Origin of the sequence: Enterococcus sp. DIV1316a, from assembly GCF_050536915.1 — a bacterium.
GTDB lineage: Bacteria > Bacillota > Bacilli > Lactobacillales > Enterococcaceae > Enterococcus > Enterococcus faecalis.
Window position 1 is genome coordinate 1628081 of the sequence record NZ_CP172913.1, and the last position, 16144, is coordinate 1644224.

Below are 16144 nucleotides of genomic sequence, written 5' to 3' on the forward strand. Positions count from 1 at the left end.
AAATATTGTCTTTTAAACTGATTATTTATCGTTAATAGAAGCTAAACCTGGTAAAGTTTTGCCTTCTAATAATTCTAAACTTGCTCCGCCACCTGTTGAGATGTGAGAGAATTTGTTTTCGTAGCCTAATTGAATTGCTGCAGCAGCAGAGTCCCCGCCACCGATGATTGTTGTTGCGTCTTCTAAATTAGCAATCGCTTCACAAACACCAATTGTTCCTTTGGCAAAGTTACTCATTTCAAATACGCCCATTGGTCCATTCCAAACAACTGTTTTCGCACCTTGTAATTCGTTAGCGAATAATTCAATTGTTTTTTCACCAATATCCAAGCCTTCTTCATCATCTGGGATTTCAGTTGAAGGAACCGTGTGGAAAGGAGCGTCATTGCTGAACTCTTTAGAGACAACTGTATCAACCGGTAAAACTAATTTGTCGCCAGCTTTTTCCATTAAGCTTTTCGCTAAGTCCACTTTATCTTCTTCAAGTAAAGATAAACCAACACTATAGCCTTGTGCTTTCATGAATGTGTAAGCCATACCGCCACCGATTAAAATTTTATCGGCTTTTTCAATTAGGTTTTCAATGACAGCGATTTTGTCAGAAACTTTTGCGCCACCCAAGATTGCTACGAATGGACGTTTTGGATTTTCAACAGCTTCGCCGATGAATTTAATTTCTTTTTCCATTAAGAAACCAGCAACTGTTGGGATACCAGTTGAAGCAATTCCAACGTTTGAGGCATGTGCACGGTGTGCAGTACCAAAAGCATCATTGACAAATACATCGCCTAAAGAAGCCCAGTATTTACCCAATTCAGCGTCATTGCCGCTTTCTTTTTTGCCGTCAACATCTTCAAAACGAGTGTTTTCAAATACTAAAACGTCGCCATCTTTCATATTGTTAACAGCGTCTTCTAATTCTTTACCACGTGTTTCTGGAACAAAAGTAACTGGTTGACCTAGTAATTCGCTTAAACGTTCAGCCACTGGTTTTAATGATTTGCCAGCTTTGTCTTCTTCTGTTTTTACACGACCTAAATGAGAGAAAAGAATTGCTTTTCCGCCATTTTCAATCACGTATTTGATTGTTGGTAAAGCCGCTACGATACGATTATCGTTTGTGATCACGCCATCTTTTAACGGAACGTTAAAGTCAACACGGACAAGGACTTTTTTGTCTTTTAAATCTACATCTTTAATTGTCTTTTTAGCCATGAGTAGACCTCCTGTATTGTCAATTTTAGGATTTTTCTTTTTTAAAAAAAGAAAGCGGAGAAGCGCGTTGCTTCCCCGCTTATTATTTCACAATTGTTCAAATTTCACTAATGATAAGAATGAATCTTATAAGTTAGCGAAGTATTCTAAAGTACGAACTAATTGAGCAGTGTATGACATTTCGTTGTCATACCAAGCAACAGTTTTAACTAATTGTTTGTCGCCAACTGTCATCACTTTTGTTTGAGTTGCATCGAATAATGAACCGTAAGTCATACCTACGATATCAGAAGAAACGATTTCGTCTGTGTTATAACCATAAGATTCGTTAGCAGCTTTTTCCATTACTGCATTTACTTCATCAACAGTAACTTCTTTGTCTAATACAGTAACTAATTCAGTTAATGAACCAGTTGCTACAGGAACACGTTGAGCAGCGCCATCTAATTTACCGTTCAATTCTGGGATTACTAAGCCGATTGCTTTAGCAGCACCAGTTGAGTTAGGTACGATGTTTGCAGCAGCAGCGCGCGCACGACGGAAGTCGCCTTTAGGATGTGGTCCGTCTAATGTCATTTGGTCACCTGTGTAAGCGTGGATAGTTGTCATTAAACCTTCAACAACACCAAAGTTGTCATGTAAAGCTTTAGCCATTGGAGCTAAGCAGTTTGTAGTACAAGAAGCGCCTGAAATTACAGTTTCTTCTCCAGTTAATGTTTCATGGTTTGTGTTGTAAACGATTGTTGGTACATCGTTACCACCAGGAGCTGAAATAACTACACGTTTTGCACCAGCAGTTAAATGTTTTTCAGCAGCTTCTTTAGAAGTAAAGAAACCAGTACATTCTAAAACGATGTCTACGCCTAATTCGCCCCATGGTAATTCTTCAGGGTTACGGTTAGCTAAAACTTTGATTTCTTTGCCGTTAACGTTGAATGAACCTTCGTGAACTTCAACTGTACCGTTGAAACGGCCTTGAGTTGTGTCATATTTTAACAAGTGTGCTAACATTTTAGCATCTGTTAAGTCGTTGATTGCAACTACTTCGATTCCTTCTACATCTTGGATACGACGGAAAGCTAAGCGTCCGATACGTCCAAATCCATTAATACCTACTTTAACTGTCATTAAAGATTTCCTCCTTATGAAAATCAAAAATTTTTTATTTTAAAGGGTTACCCCTTTTAAAATCTCGTTTGCGGCAGCTTCATCTGTGATGAGCCACGTTTGTTTTGGTGCATTTTTCATATATGCGCGAATGGCTTTGGCTTTCGTTTTGCCGCCCGCAATTGCGACGACATAGGGAATTTCTTGTAAGTTTTTTAATTGAAGGCCAATTCGTGGAATTTTATAGACCACTTTTCCTTCTTCATCAAAGAAATAACCAAACGATTCTGCCACGGCATTTTTTTGTTTGAGCATAACCATTTCGTCGTCAGACATTTTTCGGCGTGCCGCCATGTGCAACGCTCGACCAATACTGTGCACCACACAGTTGGCATGACTAATTAACGTAAGAACTTCTTGAATCGAGGGTTCTTGTAATAAACTATTATACGTTTCACGACTCAATTGTTCTGGGACATATAACGCCCGGTAGTTACCACCCGTTTTGTTGGCCATTACAGCACTAATTGAATTGGCTTGGACAGAAACTGCTTCACCAATCCCTCCTCTGGCTGGAACAAACAAATTATGACGTTTTTCAGTTTCTAGTGATCCCATATTTTCGGCCACCATGGCCATTGTTGTCCCACCCATAACCGCAATTGTATTCTCACCATTTGGTAAGAGTAAATTCAACGTATTGGTTAAGACATCTCCAAAGTCCGAAAGAACTTTCTTTTGGATATCACTATCTCCTGCAACAACGATACAACGTTGAATGCCAAAGTACTGTGTCATTTCTTTTTCGATTTGGTGCATGCCAAGCAATTGATTCATGACTAATTCTAAGCCTTGGTAAACTTCCAAACCGCGTTCTGTTAATGTCATTCCGCTTTTTGAAGGTTCAATCAGGTTGAGTTGCTTTAAAACATCTGTTTCTGTACGCAAGACTCGCTCTGTAATTCCCATCGTTTCTGATAAACTTCTACGTCCAATAGGTTGCATCCAATAAATATTGCGAAGAATTTGGAATCTTTCTTGTAATACATCGAGCATATCTGGAGCAACTGCTTCAATCATTTTAAATTCTTTTAACATGATGCGCTCCTTTTGTGGGTCGAAATATGTCCAAGTAAGACTGAAAACGACCTATGAACTTTAAAAAAATAGAATTGATGTTCGTTTTTCCTACTATTTATTCATAACAGTATTAAAAGTACTTATCAATTACACACTTAGTGTACCAGTTTTTTTAGGTCTTTTCAATAAAAATGATTCTTTTTTCATCGTTTTCTTTCAAATCCAAACAAAGCATTCGTTTGTGAGAAACAATAGCGACTTATTTCCGAATAATCAGATCTAATTAAACCAAAAGCAAAGGAATTCACGAACGTCTTTCAATTAACTTCTTGTTTAAATGGGAATTTCAGGTCCTCACACAAAGCATTTTTTTACTTATTTTTCAAAAAAAGCAACGAAAGAATAGACACAGCCATTCTCTCGTTGCTTCATATCCTTTTATTTGTAATCTTCTTCGTAAAAACGTCCTAAAATTTTAACATTATCTGAGATGCTGACAAAGGCATTCGGATCACTTTCTTTCATGGCTGCTTCTAAACTTGGCAACTCAAAACGTGTCACAATAGTTAGCAAAACAGTTTGGCGGTCGTGGCGATATGCCCCTTCCGCTTCATGAATAATTGTAATACCGCGGCGCATTTTCTTTTGAATCTCATCCACGACTCGATCTGGGTTCTTGGTGACAATCATAACTTGCATTTTCTTTTGCTTAGTATAAACAGCATCTGTGACCTTTCCACTTACAAAAATTGATAACGCACTGTAGAACATGTACTGCCAGCCAAATAAATAACCTGCAACGAAGACAATTAGTGCGTTAAAATAAATTGAAATCGAGCCAACGGAACGCCCCGTTTTTTTCCGAATGGTAATGCTTAGAATATCTAAGCCCCCAGAAGAAACCCCGTTTTTTAAGACAAAACCAATTCCTGATCCAGAAATCGCCCCACCAAAAATAGCACAGATAATTGGATCTTGGGTCATCACCGTTTGCGGAACAATATGCATAAATAATGAAGTTAAAGTCACGGTAATGAAAGTAAAAATTGTAAACTTCTTACCTATTTTTTTCCACGCAATAAAGAATAACGGCACATTTAACAGATACAATGTAATGGAGACAGGCACATTAAAACCGACAATTTTTGTTGAGAGGGTTGTTAAAATTTGTGCCAAGCCTGTTAAGCCACTGGAATAAATATTTCCTGGTTGATAGAAAAAGTTCATGGCAATTGATGCAAGAATAGCATAGACAATCGACACGGAAAATTTTGTTGTATAGTCATGAACTGGCAGTCCGTCATAAATTTTTTTCATAAATAATAGCCTCGTTTCAGGTTTTCAATAAATTACATTTCTTTTCATATTATACGTGGTTTACCGAGAGAAAAAAAGAGATTCCTATAATAATTACGGAAGATTCATCAAATGTTTATAGAAATGAAAAAAGAACGAAATCTTAACGATTTCGTTCTTGGGTTGTTTCATAATGGGCTCTTGGTCCACCAATATATTTAGGACGAGAATATAATGCTGTAACATGGGCCGCACCTAACGTTCGAATGCTCAAGCGAAGAGGAACTTGCACATGTTTTACATGCATACCGATAGATGTATCGCCAATGTCAATCCCTGCTTGAGCAACAATATGTTCAACTTCCACAGGTTCATCAAATTTTTCAAAGGCAGCCACTGAACAAGAACCGCCAGCATGCAATTGTGGTACTACCGAGACAATTTCAAAGCCTTTTTCTTCAGCCACACGACGTTCCATCGCTAAAGCACGATTAATATGTTCGCATCCTTGGACAGCCAAAGAGATGCCTTTTTTATCTAATTGTTCAATTAAGGTTGAGACAATCCATTGTCCTACTTCGGCACTGGAATTTTTACCAATGACGCCACCTACTACCTCGCTGGTGGTACAACCTAAAACAAATAGGTCCCCTTTTTGTAAATTTCCTGCTGTAATGACTTCTTCTGTAATTGTCACTAACTGTTCTTTTAACATTTTTTCATCGATAGTCATTTGTTCATCCTTCTTTCTTCTAAACGACCATTTTTTGGTAACACACGTTTTAATGTTTGACTAAGAGGCAATGCTACAATCACCCCAAATAAGGATTGAATGATATTCCCTGGTAATGAGGCAATCCCCGCACCCACGCCATAAAGCCAGCTAGTCGCTAAAGCATACCCGCTAATCATGAGGAGACTGGCTAAAAGTAATCCTAGCGTTTGCATCTTTTTATTTTTATTAAAGAAGTGCCCTGCTAACCAACCTTGTCCGCCATGAATCAATAACGAAAAAACGAACCATTGTGGATAGCCTGACAATAAATCAATTAAACCACCGCTTAAAGCTCCGACTGTCAAGCCACCAATCGGACCAAAAAGTAAACTAGCAATGTAAATCCCTGCATCCGCCAATGTAACAAAGCCATTTGTTGCTGGGACGGGGATAATAAAGACCATTGACACAGCCACTGTTAAAGCGGTAATTACTGCATATAGACTAATTTTTCTTGTCATTATCCGCCACACCTCCTGCTAGTAATCCTTCATGCCACACACTTCCAAAAGCTGCATTTAGCTGGACCCCAGAAACAATGGCTTCATGAACGTATGTTTTTGCTAAATCAACTGCTTCAATTAACGGATATCCTTTAACTAAATTCGCACCAATTGCAGAAGCAAAGGAACAACCAGCGCCATCAATGGTGTGGGCCATTACTTTTTCTTTGGCCAATTGAATATGTTGTTGTCCATCATAAAAAAAGTCACGTGCTTCTTGGCCAAGCCAACGATTACCACCTTTAATCACCACCGTTGCCGCTCCTAAAGAGTTTAACTCTTCCGCCGCTTGTTGGACTTCTTCGACGGTTGTTAATTTTCTGCCAATGAGTAATTCTGCTTCTTTTAAATTAGGCGTTATAATCGTTGCGAATGGAAAAAGTTTTTCAATCAATAACTGCATGTATCTTTTTTCATAAACTGAAGTCGTTTCTTTAAAAGCCAAGACAGGATCCAACACCACCGGCAGACCTGCGTGCTTTTTCAAAAAGGTTGCAATTTGTAGCATACTTTCTTCACTGTGAATCAAGCCAATCTTGATGCCGTCTAAACTCCCGGCAGGTATGGAAGCGAGTTGCTCTTTCACCAAAGAAGTCTCAAGGTCATGAATCTGAAAATGATTCTTGGGGGCTGTAGCAAGGCAAGTTAAAGTTGATAAGCCAAAGACTTGATGATTTTCAAACGTTTTTAAATCTGTTTGAATCCCGCCACCTGAAAAAGGATCGGAACCGCCAATTGTTAAAATTATTTTTGTCATTTGTTTCGCTCCTTTATACACTCAGTTATCATACAAAGTTTTCTAAAAAGAAAAAACAGCCAATTGGCAGATTTTTAGCTCAGCCACTTTTTAAGTCTTTCGTTATCTTTTTCCTTCCCAAAGAAAGAGTGACCTCATCCGTCAATGAAGTCACTCTTTCTTTGGATTTAACACTTATTCGTCAATGGCTGTTACATCAATGTTTAATTCAAACAATTGTAATGGAGAAACTAAACTTGGTGCGTTGTTCATTGGGTCAATTGCTTTCCCGTTTTTAGGGAAGGCAATCACTTCACGAATATTTTCTTCCCCAGCCAATAGCATTGCTAAGCGGTCTAGCCCTAAAGCAATCCCTCCATGTGGCGGGAAGCCGTAATCTAATGCGTCTAGCAAGAAACCAAATTGGTCTTGTGCTTCTTCTTTTGTAAAACCTAACGTTTCAAACATTTTTTCTTGTAATTCTCGTGTATGGATCCGTAATGAGCCGCCACCTAATTCGTAGCCGTTTAAGACAACATCGTAAGCTTCCGCATACACAGAGGCTGGGTCTGTTGCTAAGCGGGCCACATCCTCTGCTTTTGGTTGTGTAAATGGATGATGAGCAGAAACATAGCGGCCAGCTTCTTCATCATATTCAAACAACGGCCAATCCACAATCCATAAGAAATTGAATTTCGATTCATCAATTAAACCTAATTCTTTACCTAAACGTGTACGTACCGCACCTAAAGCAGCGGCTACGATTTCAGGTTTATCGGCACCAAACATTAAAATATCACCGACTTCTGCATTGGTAGCAGCAATTAATTCATCACTAACTTCTGTTAAGAATTTAGCAATTGGTCCTTTTAAGCCATCTTCTTCAACTTTTAACCAAGCTAAGCCTTTTGCACCAAATTGACTCACATACTTACCTAAGTTATCCATATCTTTACGAGAATACTTATCTGCGGCGCCTTTTGCATTCAAAGCCTTCACATGTCCGCCATTTTCCAACGCTGCTTGGAAAACTTTGAAGTCTACGTCTTTCACTACCTCTGCAACATCAATTAATTCCATAGCAAAACGAGTGTCGGGTTTATCGCTACCATAGCGTGCCATCGCTTCGTCATAGCTCATTCGTGGAAACGGAACAGAAATCTCAATTCCTTTTGTCTCTTTCATCACTTCAGCCAACATATTTTCTGTATATGTTTGAATTTCTTCTGGTGTTAAAAAGGTCGTTTCGATATCGATTTGTGTAAATTCTGGCTGACGGTCGCCTCGTAAATCTTCATCACGGAAACAACGAACGATTTGGTAATAGCGATCGAAGCCTGCCCCCATTAATAATTGTTTAAAGAGTTGTGGTGATTGTGGTAAAGCATAAAAATGACCGGCATGGACACGAGAAGGAACCAAATAATCGCGAGCGCCTTCTGGTGTTGATTTGCCTAAATAAGGAGTTTCAATGTCTAAAAAGTCATGATTATCTAAATAGTGACGGATTGTTTTCGTTACTTGGTGACGTAATTTAATGTTGTTTGTCATTGATGGACGACGTAAATCTAAATAACGATATTTCATGCGCAATTCGTCATTAACGTTATTGTCATCTTCAATGGTAAATGGCGTTGTTTTCGCAGTATTTAAAATCGTAATGTCAGTCGCCATCACTTCAAACTCGCCAGTTTTCATTTTGGGATTAATCGCTTCTTTATCACGATAAACGACTTGACCTTTAACTTCGATGACGTATTCACTACGACATTTATCAGCAATTTCCCATGCTTCTTTTGACTTTTCTGGGTTAAAGACCACTTGGACGATTCCTTCACGGTCACGTAAATCAATAAAGATAACGCCTCCTAAGTCACGACGTTTTTGAACCCATCCTTTTAATACAACTTCTTTTTCAATAAATTCGGCAGATACATTGCCGCAATAGGTTGTGCGTTTTGCCATTTCTCAATCTCTCCTTTTTATTCTTCAATCATTTTTGTCATCATTTCGTCATACACTTCATCAAATGAATCATGAATAGTACTTAACGGGAAGGCTTTTTCTTCGCGTGTTGCCATTGATTTTACGTTGACAATGCCTTCATTCAATTCATTTTCACCGATTGTTAAAACTAATTTTGCTTGTAATTTATCGGCCGTTTTAAATTGCGCTTTTGGTTTGCGATTCATGTAATCACGATCAGCTGAGAAACCAAAGTTACGAATGCTTTGAACAAGTTGCAAAGCTGCGACGTTGGTTTCTGAACCAATCCCAACCACATATGCGTCTAATTCAGATAACGCTGGAATCACAACTTCTTCAGCTTCCATTGTTAACAACACTCGCTCAATGCCCATACCAAAACCAAAACCTGGTGTGTCTGGGCCGCCTAATTCTTCAACTAAACCATTGTATCGGCCCCCTGCACAAATTGTTGATTGCGCACCCATTTTAGGCGCTTCACTCATAATTTCAAAAATTGTGTGTGTATAATAATCCAGGCCACGAACCATATTACTATCAATTTCATAAGGAATTTCTAGTAAATCTAACATATCAGTTACTGCTTCAAAATGTGCTTTAGATGGTTCATTTAAATACTCCAAAATGGAGGGCGCTTCTGCGACAATCACCTTGTCTTTTTTATCTTTGCTGTCTAACACCCGCAATGGGTTTTCGTGTAAGCGACGTTGTGAATCCTCGCTTAATTCTGCCATATGGGGCTCTAAATAATCGATTAATGCTTGACGGTACGTAGCACGTGTTTCTTTATCCCCCAAGGAATTAATAACTAATTTGATTTGTTGGATGCCTAATTGTTTGAAGAAGTCCAAAGCCATAGCCATGATTTCAACATCCAATGCTGGGTTTTCACTACCAAATGCTTCCACACCAATTTGATGGAATTGACGCAAACGACCAGCTTGTGGGCGTTCATAGCGGAACATCGGCCCCATGTAATAGGTTTTATATGGTTTCGTATATTCCGGACCATATAATTTATTTTCAACGAAGGCCCGAACAATTGGCGCTGTCCCCTCAGGACGTAGCGTCACGTGACGGTCTCCTTTATCATAAAAATCATACATTTCTTTTGAAACAATATCTGTGGTATCGCCAACACTGCGAGATATTACTTCATAATGTTCAAAAATCGGGGTTCTGATTTCTTGGTATTGATAATCTTTAAAAATCAAACGAGCTGTTTCTTCCACAAATTGCCATTTTTCAGAAGTTCCTGGCAAAATATCGTTTGTTCCTTTTGGTTTTTGATAACTCATTGTCTTTCTCTCCTTCTATCATTCCACAAAAATGTGTGCGTCATTTTCTTTTTTCTAAAAATGAAAAAAGCCCTTGTATGTTGAACATACAAGGGCGTAAAAGTCTCTTTTACACGGTACCACCTAGTTTTGAAAGATTTTACTCTTTCCTCAACGATTAACGCTCGTAACGGGACGGCTTTTCTTCCGTCCATCTCCAGAATGTCTTTCACTTTCACTGTTGAAGTTGCTCTCAGCCACGGCAACTCTCTCTTCGCAGACAGATGAAACTTACTCGTTCCTTCGTAGATTTTTAATATTATCTATAAACTACTAAAGTTCTCTTAGAAAGTCAAGTGGTTCCGACAGGAAAATCAATTATTTTTCTCGTGTATCGATCACAATGGTCACTGGACCATCATTGGTCAACGACACTTGCATATCCGCGCCAAATTCTCCTGTGGCTACCGCTATTCCTTCTGCTTCTAATTGTTGATTAAATAATTCATACAAAGGAATCGCCACATCTGGACGAGCCGCTTCAATAAAACTGGGACGATTGCCTTTTTTAGTTTTTGCATAGAGGGTAAATTGAGAGATACTCAAAATTGATCCTTCAATCTCTTGAATACTGCGATTCATTTTTCCTTCGTCATCTTCAAAAACACGTAATTTACTGATTTTGCCAACAACATAAGCCACATCTTCTGGCGTGTCTTCTTGATGAATGCCCACCAGCACCATGAAGCCTTGTTTGATTTGTCCCACTATCTGCTCTTCTATCGCAACTTGTGCTTGACTGACTCTTTGAATAACTACTTTCATCTTTTTTGCCTCACTTTTAACACTTACCCATTGGTTCGACGAACACTATAAACATCTGGTACACTTTTAATTTTGTCAACGATGGTTTTTAAATGAGAAAGGTTTTGAATTTTCACAGTGACATGAATCTGGGCCATCTTATCTTTGGATGGACGAGCTTCAACGCCAACTAAATTTTTTGTCATCGAACTAATGACTTGTAAAACATCACTCAGTAAGCCACTACGATCATAGCCGTAAATCTCCAAATCGGCAGCGTATTCTTTGCGACTGTGCTCGGTATCTTCCCACTCAACTTCAATTAGACGTTGTGCTAGTTCTTCTTGATGTTGTACGTTAGGACAGTCCGCACGATGAATTGAAACGCCACGTCCTTTGGTAATGTAACCAACGATTTCATCACCAGGCACTGGATTACAACAGCGGCTTAAACGAATCAATAGGTTGTCCACCCCTTGAATCACGATGCCGCCTTCATGACGAACTTTCATTTTTTCTGATTCTTTTTTAGCTGGCTGATTTAACAACTCTTCTGCTTCTTGACGTTGGCGTTCCAACTCTTGTTCGCGGCGTTCTTTTTCTGTTAAACGATTGCACACTACTTGCGCACTTACTTCGCCATAACCTACTGCCGCAAATAAATCATCTTCCGTTTGAAATTTGAATTTATCTAGCACTTCCGCCATTTTATTCTTCGTTAAAAATTCTTTTGGTGTAAAGCCGATTTCTGTCATGTATTTAATGACAGCATCATGCCCTTTAATAATATTATCTTCACGGTCTTGTTCTTTAAAGAAACGTTTGATTTTATTTTTAGCTTTACTTGTTTTAACCATTTTCAACCAGTCGCGACTAGGTCCGAAAGAATTCGGTGATGTTAGGACTTCAATAATATCCCCATTTTTTAGGACATAGTCTAACTGTACCATTTTGCCGTTGACCTTCGCACCGGTTGTTTTATTCCCAATTTCAGTATGGATACTGTAAGCAAAATCTAGTGGTCCGGAGCCTTTTGGCAGTTCGGTTACATCTCCACTTGGCGTAAAGACATAGACTTTGTCGCTAAAAATGTCTTCTTTCACACCTTGCATAAATTCAGAAGCATCATAGCTTTCATCTTGTAATTCAATAATTTCATGGAACCAATCGACTTGCTTCGTCAGTTCATCTGTTTCAATTTTTTCCGCTTTGCCTTCTTTATAGGCCCAGTGAGCCGCCACCCCAAATTCGGCGATTTGGTGCATCTCATGGGTCCGAATTTGGACCTCTACTGGATTCCCTTTTGGCCCAATAACTGTCGTATGGATAGATTGATACATATTCGCTTTTGGCATAGCAATATAATCTTTAAAGCGACCTGGCATTGGTGTCCAACGTGTATGAATCGCCCCTAACACGGCATAGCAATCTTTAATGGAATCGACAATAACACGAATAGCTAATAAGTCATAGATTTCATTAAATTGTTTCTTTTGGTCCTTCATTTTACGATAGATTGAATAAATATGTTTTGGTCGACCATATATTTCTGCGTAAATTTCTAAATCTTCCGTAGCTAAACGAATATCTTCGACTGCTTCTGCCACATAAGCTTCACGTTCATCGCGTTTGCTTTGCATCAAATTAACAATTCGATAGTATTGGTTGGGGTTAATATAACGTAAGGCAGTATCTTCTAATTCCCATTTAATTCGACTAATCCCTAAGCGATGTGCTAAAGGCGCATAAATTTCTAAAGTTTCTTGTGCAATCCGTCGTTGCTTATCTTCACGTAAATGTTTTAATGTGCGCATATTGTGCAAACGATCGGCTAGTTTCACCATAATGACCCGTAAATCTTGCGCCATTGCCAATAACATTTTCCGATGGTTTTCGGCTAATTGTTCTTCATGAGATTTATATTTAATTTTTCCTAGTTTCGTCACGCCATCGACTAACATTGCGATGTCTTCGCCAAATTCTTCTTTTAAATCGTCCAGTGTTACGTCCGTATCTTCGACAACATCATGTAAAAATCCTGTTGCTACAGTATGGGGATCCATATGTAATTCAGCCAGAATGCCTGCCACTTGAATCGGATGGATGATGTAAGGTTCACCTGATTGTCGGACTTGACCTTCGTGTGCTTTCTCAGCATAAGTTAATGCTTTTTGAACCAACTCAACATGTTCTGGTCCCATATAGGTACTTACAATTTTGATGACCGCTGGGCCTGTCAGTATTTCTTCTTTTGGCATGGTATTCACTCCTCTATGAAGGTGACCTTTGGATAAAGAACACTTCGTTCACGTTTTATCTATTTTAATAAAAAAGAAAAGTACCACTTGAAACAGTAGCACTTTCAACAACTCTATTATACTAAATTTCCCTTAAATTTCAATCACTGTCGCTTTTTTACTCTCTGTTTATTCAAAGAGAATGCCTACAAGAATTTTACAGGCGGGCTTTCGTTTAATTTAAAAGTTCCATTTGGTAGCTAACCGCACTTAAAAGATACAACGGTGCTGTTTCTGCTCGTAAAATTCTCGGACCCAACCCGCAAAGTTTCGCCCCAGCCTGCAGAAATTGTTCAATTTCTTGCGGTGCAAAGCCACCTTCAGGTCCAAAGAGCACACACAAACGTGCGCCTGGCTGGCAAGTGGATAATACTTGTGCTAATTGACTTTTTTCTCCTTGTTTTGCTGATTCTTCATACGCAACCAAGACTGTGTCATATGAGTCAAATTGCGCAATGATTTCTTGTGTTTTTTCCACCAAAGAAACACTTGGTGTCTGCTGCCGATGCGATTGCTCCGCCGCTTCTGTGGCAATTTTTTGTAATCTTTTTTCTTTGGCTGCTCTTTTTTTGTGGTCCCATTTGACAACGGAAGTTTTCGCAGGAAAGCCGATAAACTGATTGCCACCTAGCTCCGTGCCTTTTTGAACAATCCATTCTAACTTGTCCCCTTTTGGTAACCCACACGCAATCGTCACTTCAATTGGCAATTCTTTGTCCATTTCTTCTTTACTAATTTCTTTAAAGTAAACAGATGTTGAATCAATTTCCACAATCTCAGCTAAAATGGCAGTTTTATTTTGAAATACTAAATAACAACGATCATTCGGCGTCATTCGCATAACTCGCACAATATGATGATAGTTTTCATCTGCGACTTTATACAAATCTTTTTCTTGATAATCTTCTTTCATGAAATACCGTTGCATTTTACTCTTCCTCTGGTTTCTTCAAGATAATCGCATACCAATCGCCTTGATTAAAGAGTTGGTCCACCACAAAACCGACTTTCGTTAGTGCTTCTAAAACCATTGCTTTTTTATCTTCAATAATTCCAGAAATAATGAAGGTACCGTCTTGTTTTAGCAAACGCCAAGCATCTTCAATCATTAACACAATAATATCTGCCAAAATATTTGCGACGATTACATCAGCAGAATGGTCAATCCCTTTTAGTAAATCATTGGCTGACACATGAACATCGGCCGCAATGGGATTTAAATCCATATTTTCTTTTGCCGCTGCAACTGCTACTTCATCTAAATCATATGCGTAGACGTCTTTAGCCCCTAAATAGCGACTTGCAATACTCAAAACACCAGAACCCGTTCCTACATCTAGAACTGTTTCGCCACCACGTAAAACAGTTTCTAAAGCTTGCAAGGTTAAACGAGTCGTTGGATGCGTGCCTGTACCGAAAGCCATGCCCGGATCCAATGTGATAATTTTTTCTGCTTCATCTTGTGCGTGATAGGCTTCCCAACTTGGCACAATCGTTAAGAATCGTGTGACACGGACAGGATGATAATATTTTTTCCAAGCAGTTGCCCAGTCGCTTTCTGCTACTTCACTAATTGTCATTTCGTTTTTACCAATGGATAAGCCGTACTCAGGCAAGCGTAAAATATTTTCTTTCATAAATGGTAAAATTTCTGGTAAGAAGGTTGTTTCAGGAAAATAAGCCATCACAATCGCCCCTTCTTTAATGTGGGTGAATTGCTCTTTATCTAAAATTTCCCCATACAGATCACTTTCAAAATTTTCAATGTCCAACGCATCTTCAATGGCCACACCACTTGCGCCAGCTTCCATCATAATGTTTGAAATTGCTTCAACTGCTTCGCTAGCCGTTTCTACTTTTACTTCTGTCCACTTCATGTTCTCACCTCTAAATTAATAACTTGGATACGCAATCCATTGTTCTTTTTCTGTTTCTGCCACTTTTTTAATCATCGCTTCAAAATCTGCTGGCTCCCAATGCAATTCAAAAACTTCCGCTGTTTCATCTGATAAAAAGTCTAACAAATCACTTTGCCCTTCATCTAAAACCACTTTTAAATAGTGAATGAATCCGTCTAAAACTGCTTTGCGTAGCCCTTTTTTTCCTTCATAAGGAATTGTGACTAAATACTCTTCGTCATCAACGACAGACTTTTGCGGATTGTAAAATAACAAACCATCTTCAAATTCAATGAATTCTTCTTCTGAAAGCGTACCATCAACATCATCAATCGCCACTTGCTCATTGTTTTCTGCATATAAACGAACAATGACTTCGATGGTATGGTTTTTGCGATCCCAATCAAGGCCTACTTCGTAATCTCCTAAGTGTTTTTCAAGTTGTTCCTCTAAGTATGTGAGCATTGTTGCTTTTTTCATTTTCTTCATCCTTCCAGCCAAAATCTATTTGGTCTACTGCTGTTCTTTTTTGTTTAGAAATATATGGATTGCCAGCCACGACGTATCTTAAAGGCAACTCGGTCCAACGACCTTTATTGGGAATTCCAATTCGTGGTAGTGCCTCAATTTTTTTCGGGAATTTTCGTTTTTCTGGCACGAGCCGTAACGAACTAGAAAAAATCGACTGCCCATATAATTGCTTATCAATTCCTAAGGCTGCAACTAATTTACCTGGTCCATTGGTCAATTCCACGCCTTGACGTCCTTGGCGATTTTCAATCATTTTATCGACACCTTCAACAGGTTCAATCGCGCGGATCATCACCCCTTGTGGTTTGCCTTGTTCTTGTGTCACCATATTTAAAATTAAATGCGTGTGCATAGTATATAAATAAATCGTGCCTGGTTTGTCATACATGGCTTGTAAGCGTGGCGTTTTTCTCAAGCCAAAGCTATGGGCCGCCTCATCATCAGGACCTAAATAAGCTTCTGCATCCACAATGTACCCACCTAAAACGCCTGTTGCTGTTTCGTGCTCTAAATACATCCCTAACAAGTATTGTGCCACTTCTTCAGTTGTTTTTGTGTTAAAGATATTTATCGTTTCTTTCATTTCTTTCACCACTCCCTATCATACACGAAACCTTCCGCTATATCCATCTAAAACCC

16 protein-coding genes are annotated in these 16144 nt (G+C 38.9%); all 16 read right to left on the reverse strand.

The window, feature by feature from the left end:
* Positions 1 to 21 precede the first annotated feature (21 nt).
* Positions 22 to 1215 carry a phosphoglycerate kinase gene (locus IGL56_RS07870; RefSeq protein ID WP_002357094.1) on the reverse strand — a complete coding sequence of 398 codons (1194 nt, stop codon included), beginning with the start codon at positions 1213 to 1215 and terminating at the stop codon, positions 22 to 24.
* Between the two features lie 126 nt (positions 1216 to 1341).
* Complete coding sequence (gene gap, locus IGL56_RS07875) at positions 1342 to 2343, reverse strand: type I glyceraldehyde-3-phosphate dehydrogenase (RefSeq protein ID WP_002357093.1); 1002 nt, start codon at positions 2341 to 2343, stop codon at positions 1342 to 1344.
* Positions 2344 to 2382: 39 nt separating this feature from the next.
* Positions 2383 to 3420 (reverse strand): sugar-binding transcriptional regulator, encoded by a 1038-nt coding sequence (locus IGL56_RS07880; RefSeq protein WP_002357092.1) that lies wholly within the window; start codon positions 3418 to 3420, stop codon positions 2383 to 2385.
* A gap of 420 nt (positions 3421 to 3840) precedes the next feature.
* Positions 3841 to 4719, reverse strand: a complete 879-nt coding sequence (locus IGL56_RS07885; RefSeq protein WP_002357090.1) for a YitT family protein — start codon at positions 4717 to 4719, stop codon at positions 3841 to 3843.
* Positions 4720 to 4861: 142 nt separating this feature from the next.
* Entirely contained in the window at positions 4862 to 5431 is a 570-nt protein-coding gene (locus tag IGL56_RS07890; protein WP_002365825.1) for a TIGR01440 family protein, read from the reverse strand.
* Entirely contained in the window at positions 5428 to 5934 is a 507-nt protein-coding gene (locus tag IGL56_RS07895; protein ID WP_002357086.1) for an ECF transporter S component, read from the reverse strand. Before IGL56_RS07895 ends, IGL56_RS07890 begins: the two co-directional genes overlap by 4 nt.
* Positions 5918 to 6754, reverse strand: a complete 837-nt coding sequence (locus tag IGL56_RS07900) for a bifunctional hydroxymethylpyrimidine kinase/phosphomethylpyrimidine kinase (RefSeq protein WP_173961882.1) — start codon at positions 6752 to 6754, stop codon at positions 5918 to 5920. Before IGL56_RS07900 ends, IGL56_RS07895 begins: the two co-directional genes overlap by 17 nt.
* Positions 6755 to 6907: 153 nt before the next feature.
* Complete coding sequence (aspS, locus tag IGL56_RS07905; RefSeq protein WP_002357083.1) at positions 6908 to 8677, reverse strand: aspartate--tRNA ligase; 1770 nt, start codon at positions 8675 to 8677, stop codon at positions 6908 to 6910.
* A 17-nt stretch (positions 8678 to 8694) separates the two neighbouring features.
* A complete protein-coding gene (gene hisS, locus IGL56_RS07910) occupies positions 8695 to 9996 on the reverse strand; it encodes a histidine--tRNA ligase (RefSeq protein WP_002357082.1) in 1302 nt (433 codons plus the stop codon).
* Entirely contained in the window at positions 9993 to 10214 is a 222-nt protein-coding gene (locus IGL56_RS07915; RefSeq protein ID WP_002385834.1) for a hypothetical protein, read from the reverse strand. The genes hisS and IGL56_RS07915 overlap by 4 nt, the downstream gene beginning before the upstream one ends.
* A gap of 139 nt (positions 10215 to 10353) precedes the next feature.
* Positions 10354 to 10800 (reverse strand): D-aminoacyl-tRNA deacylase, encoded by a 447-nt coding sequence (gene dtd / locus IGL56_RS07920; RefSeq protein ID WP_002357080.1) that lies wholly within the window; start codon positions 10798 to 10800, stop codon positions 10354 to 10356.
* Positions 10801 to 10823: 23 nt separating this feature from the next.
* The gene (locus IGL56_RS07925) at positions 10824 to 13037 is read right to left on the reverse strand and encodes a RelA/SpoT family protein (protein WP_002357079.1); all 2214 of its coding nucleotides are present in this window, start codon (positions 13035 to 13037) and stop codon (positions 10824 to 10826) included.
* Positions 13038 to 13251: 214 nt separating this feature from the next.
* Positions 13252 to 14004, reverse strand: coding sequence for a 16S rRNA (uracil(1498)-N(3))-methyltransferase (locus IGL56_RS07930; RefSeq protein ID WP_002357078.1), 753 nt, complete (start codon positions 14002 to 14004; stop codon positions 13252 to 13254).
* A 1-nt stretch (position 14005) separates the two neighbouring features.
* Positions 14006 to 14953 (reverse strand): 50S ribosomal protein L11 methyltransferase, encoded by a 948-nt coding sequence (prmA, locus tag IGL56_RS07935; protein WP_002357075.1) that lies wholly within the window; start codon positions 14951 to 14953, stop codon positions 14006 to 14008.
* 15 nt (positions 14954 to 14968) lie between these two features.
* The gene (locus IGL56_RS07940) at positions 14969 to 15454 is read right to left on the reverse strand and encodes a DUF3013 family protein (protein ID WP_002388170.1); all 486 of its coding nucleotides are present in this window, start codon (positions 15452 to 15454) and stop codon (positions 14969 to 14971) included.
* Positions 15411 to 16088 carry a DNA-3-methyladenine glycosylase gene (locus IGL56_RS07945; RefSeq protein ID WP_002364174.1) on the reverse strand — a complete coding sequence of 226 codons (678 nt, stop codon included), beginning with the start codon at positions 16086 to 16088 and terminating at the stop codon, positions 15411 to 15413. Before IGL56_RS07945 ends, IGL56_RS07940 begins: the two co-directional genes overlap by 44 nt.
* Positions 16089 to 16144 lie beyond the last annotated feature (56 nt).

Excerpts from the sequence above, each read along its gene's own strand:
- IGL56_RS07940 (WP_002388170.1), bottom strand. The coding sequence starts at position 15,454 with ATGAAAAAAGCAACAATGCTCACATACTTAGAGGAACAACTTGAAAAA.
- IGL56_RS07890 (WP_002365825.1), bottom strand. The coding sequence starts at position 5,431 with ATGACTATCGATGAAAAAATGTTAAAAGAACAGTTAGTGACAATTACA.
- gap (WP_002357093.1), bottom strand. The coding sequence starts at position 2,343 with ATGACAGTTAAAGTAGGTATTAATGGATTTGGACGTATCGGACGCTTA.
- aspS (WP_002357083.1), bottom strand. The coding sequence starts at position 8,677 with ATGGCAAAACGCACAACCTATTGCGGCAATGTATCTGCCGAATTTATT.
- prmA (WP_002357075.1), bottom strand. The coding sequence starts at position 14,953 with ATGAAGTGGACAGAAGTAAAAGTAGAAACGGCTAGCGAAGCAGTTGAA.
- IGL56_RS07870 (WP_002357094.1), bottom strand. The coding sequence starts at position 1,215 with ATGGCTAAAAAGACAATTAAAGATGTAGATTTAAAAGACAAAAAAGTC.
- IGL56_RS07885 (WP_002357090.1), bottom strand. The coding sequence starts at position 4,719 with ATGAAAAAAATTTATGACGGACTGCCAGTTCATGACTATACAACAAAA.
- IGL56_RS07930 (WP_002357078.1), bottom strand. The coding sequence starts at position 14,004 with ATGCAACGGTATTTCATGAAAGAAGATTATCAAGAAAAAGATTTGTAT.
- IGL56_RS07880 (WP_002357092.1), bottom strand. The coding sequence starts at position 3,420 with ATGTTAAAAGAATTTAAAATGATTGAAGCAGTTGCTCCAGATATGCTC.
- dtd (WP_002357080.1), bottom strand. The coding sequence starts at position 10,800 with ATGAAAGTAGTTATTCAAAGAGTCAGTCAAGCACAAGTTGCGATAGAA.
- IGL56_RS07925 (WP_002357079.1), bottom strand. The coding sequence starts at position 13,037 with ATGCCAAAAGAAGAAATACTGACAGGCCCAGCGGTCATCAAAATTGTA.
- IGL56_RS07945 (WP_002364174.1), bottom strand. The coding sequence starts at position 16,088 with ATGAAAGAAACGATAAATATCTTTAACACAAAAACAACTGAAGAAGTG.
- hisS (WP_002357082.1), bottom strand. The coding sequence starts at position 9,996 with ATGAGTTATCAAAAACCAAAAGGAACAAACGATATTTTGCCAGGAACT.
- IGL56_RS07895 (WP_002357086.1), bottom strand. The coding sequence starts at position 5,934 with ATGACAAGAAAAATTAGTCTATATGCAGTAATTACCGCTTTAACAGTG.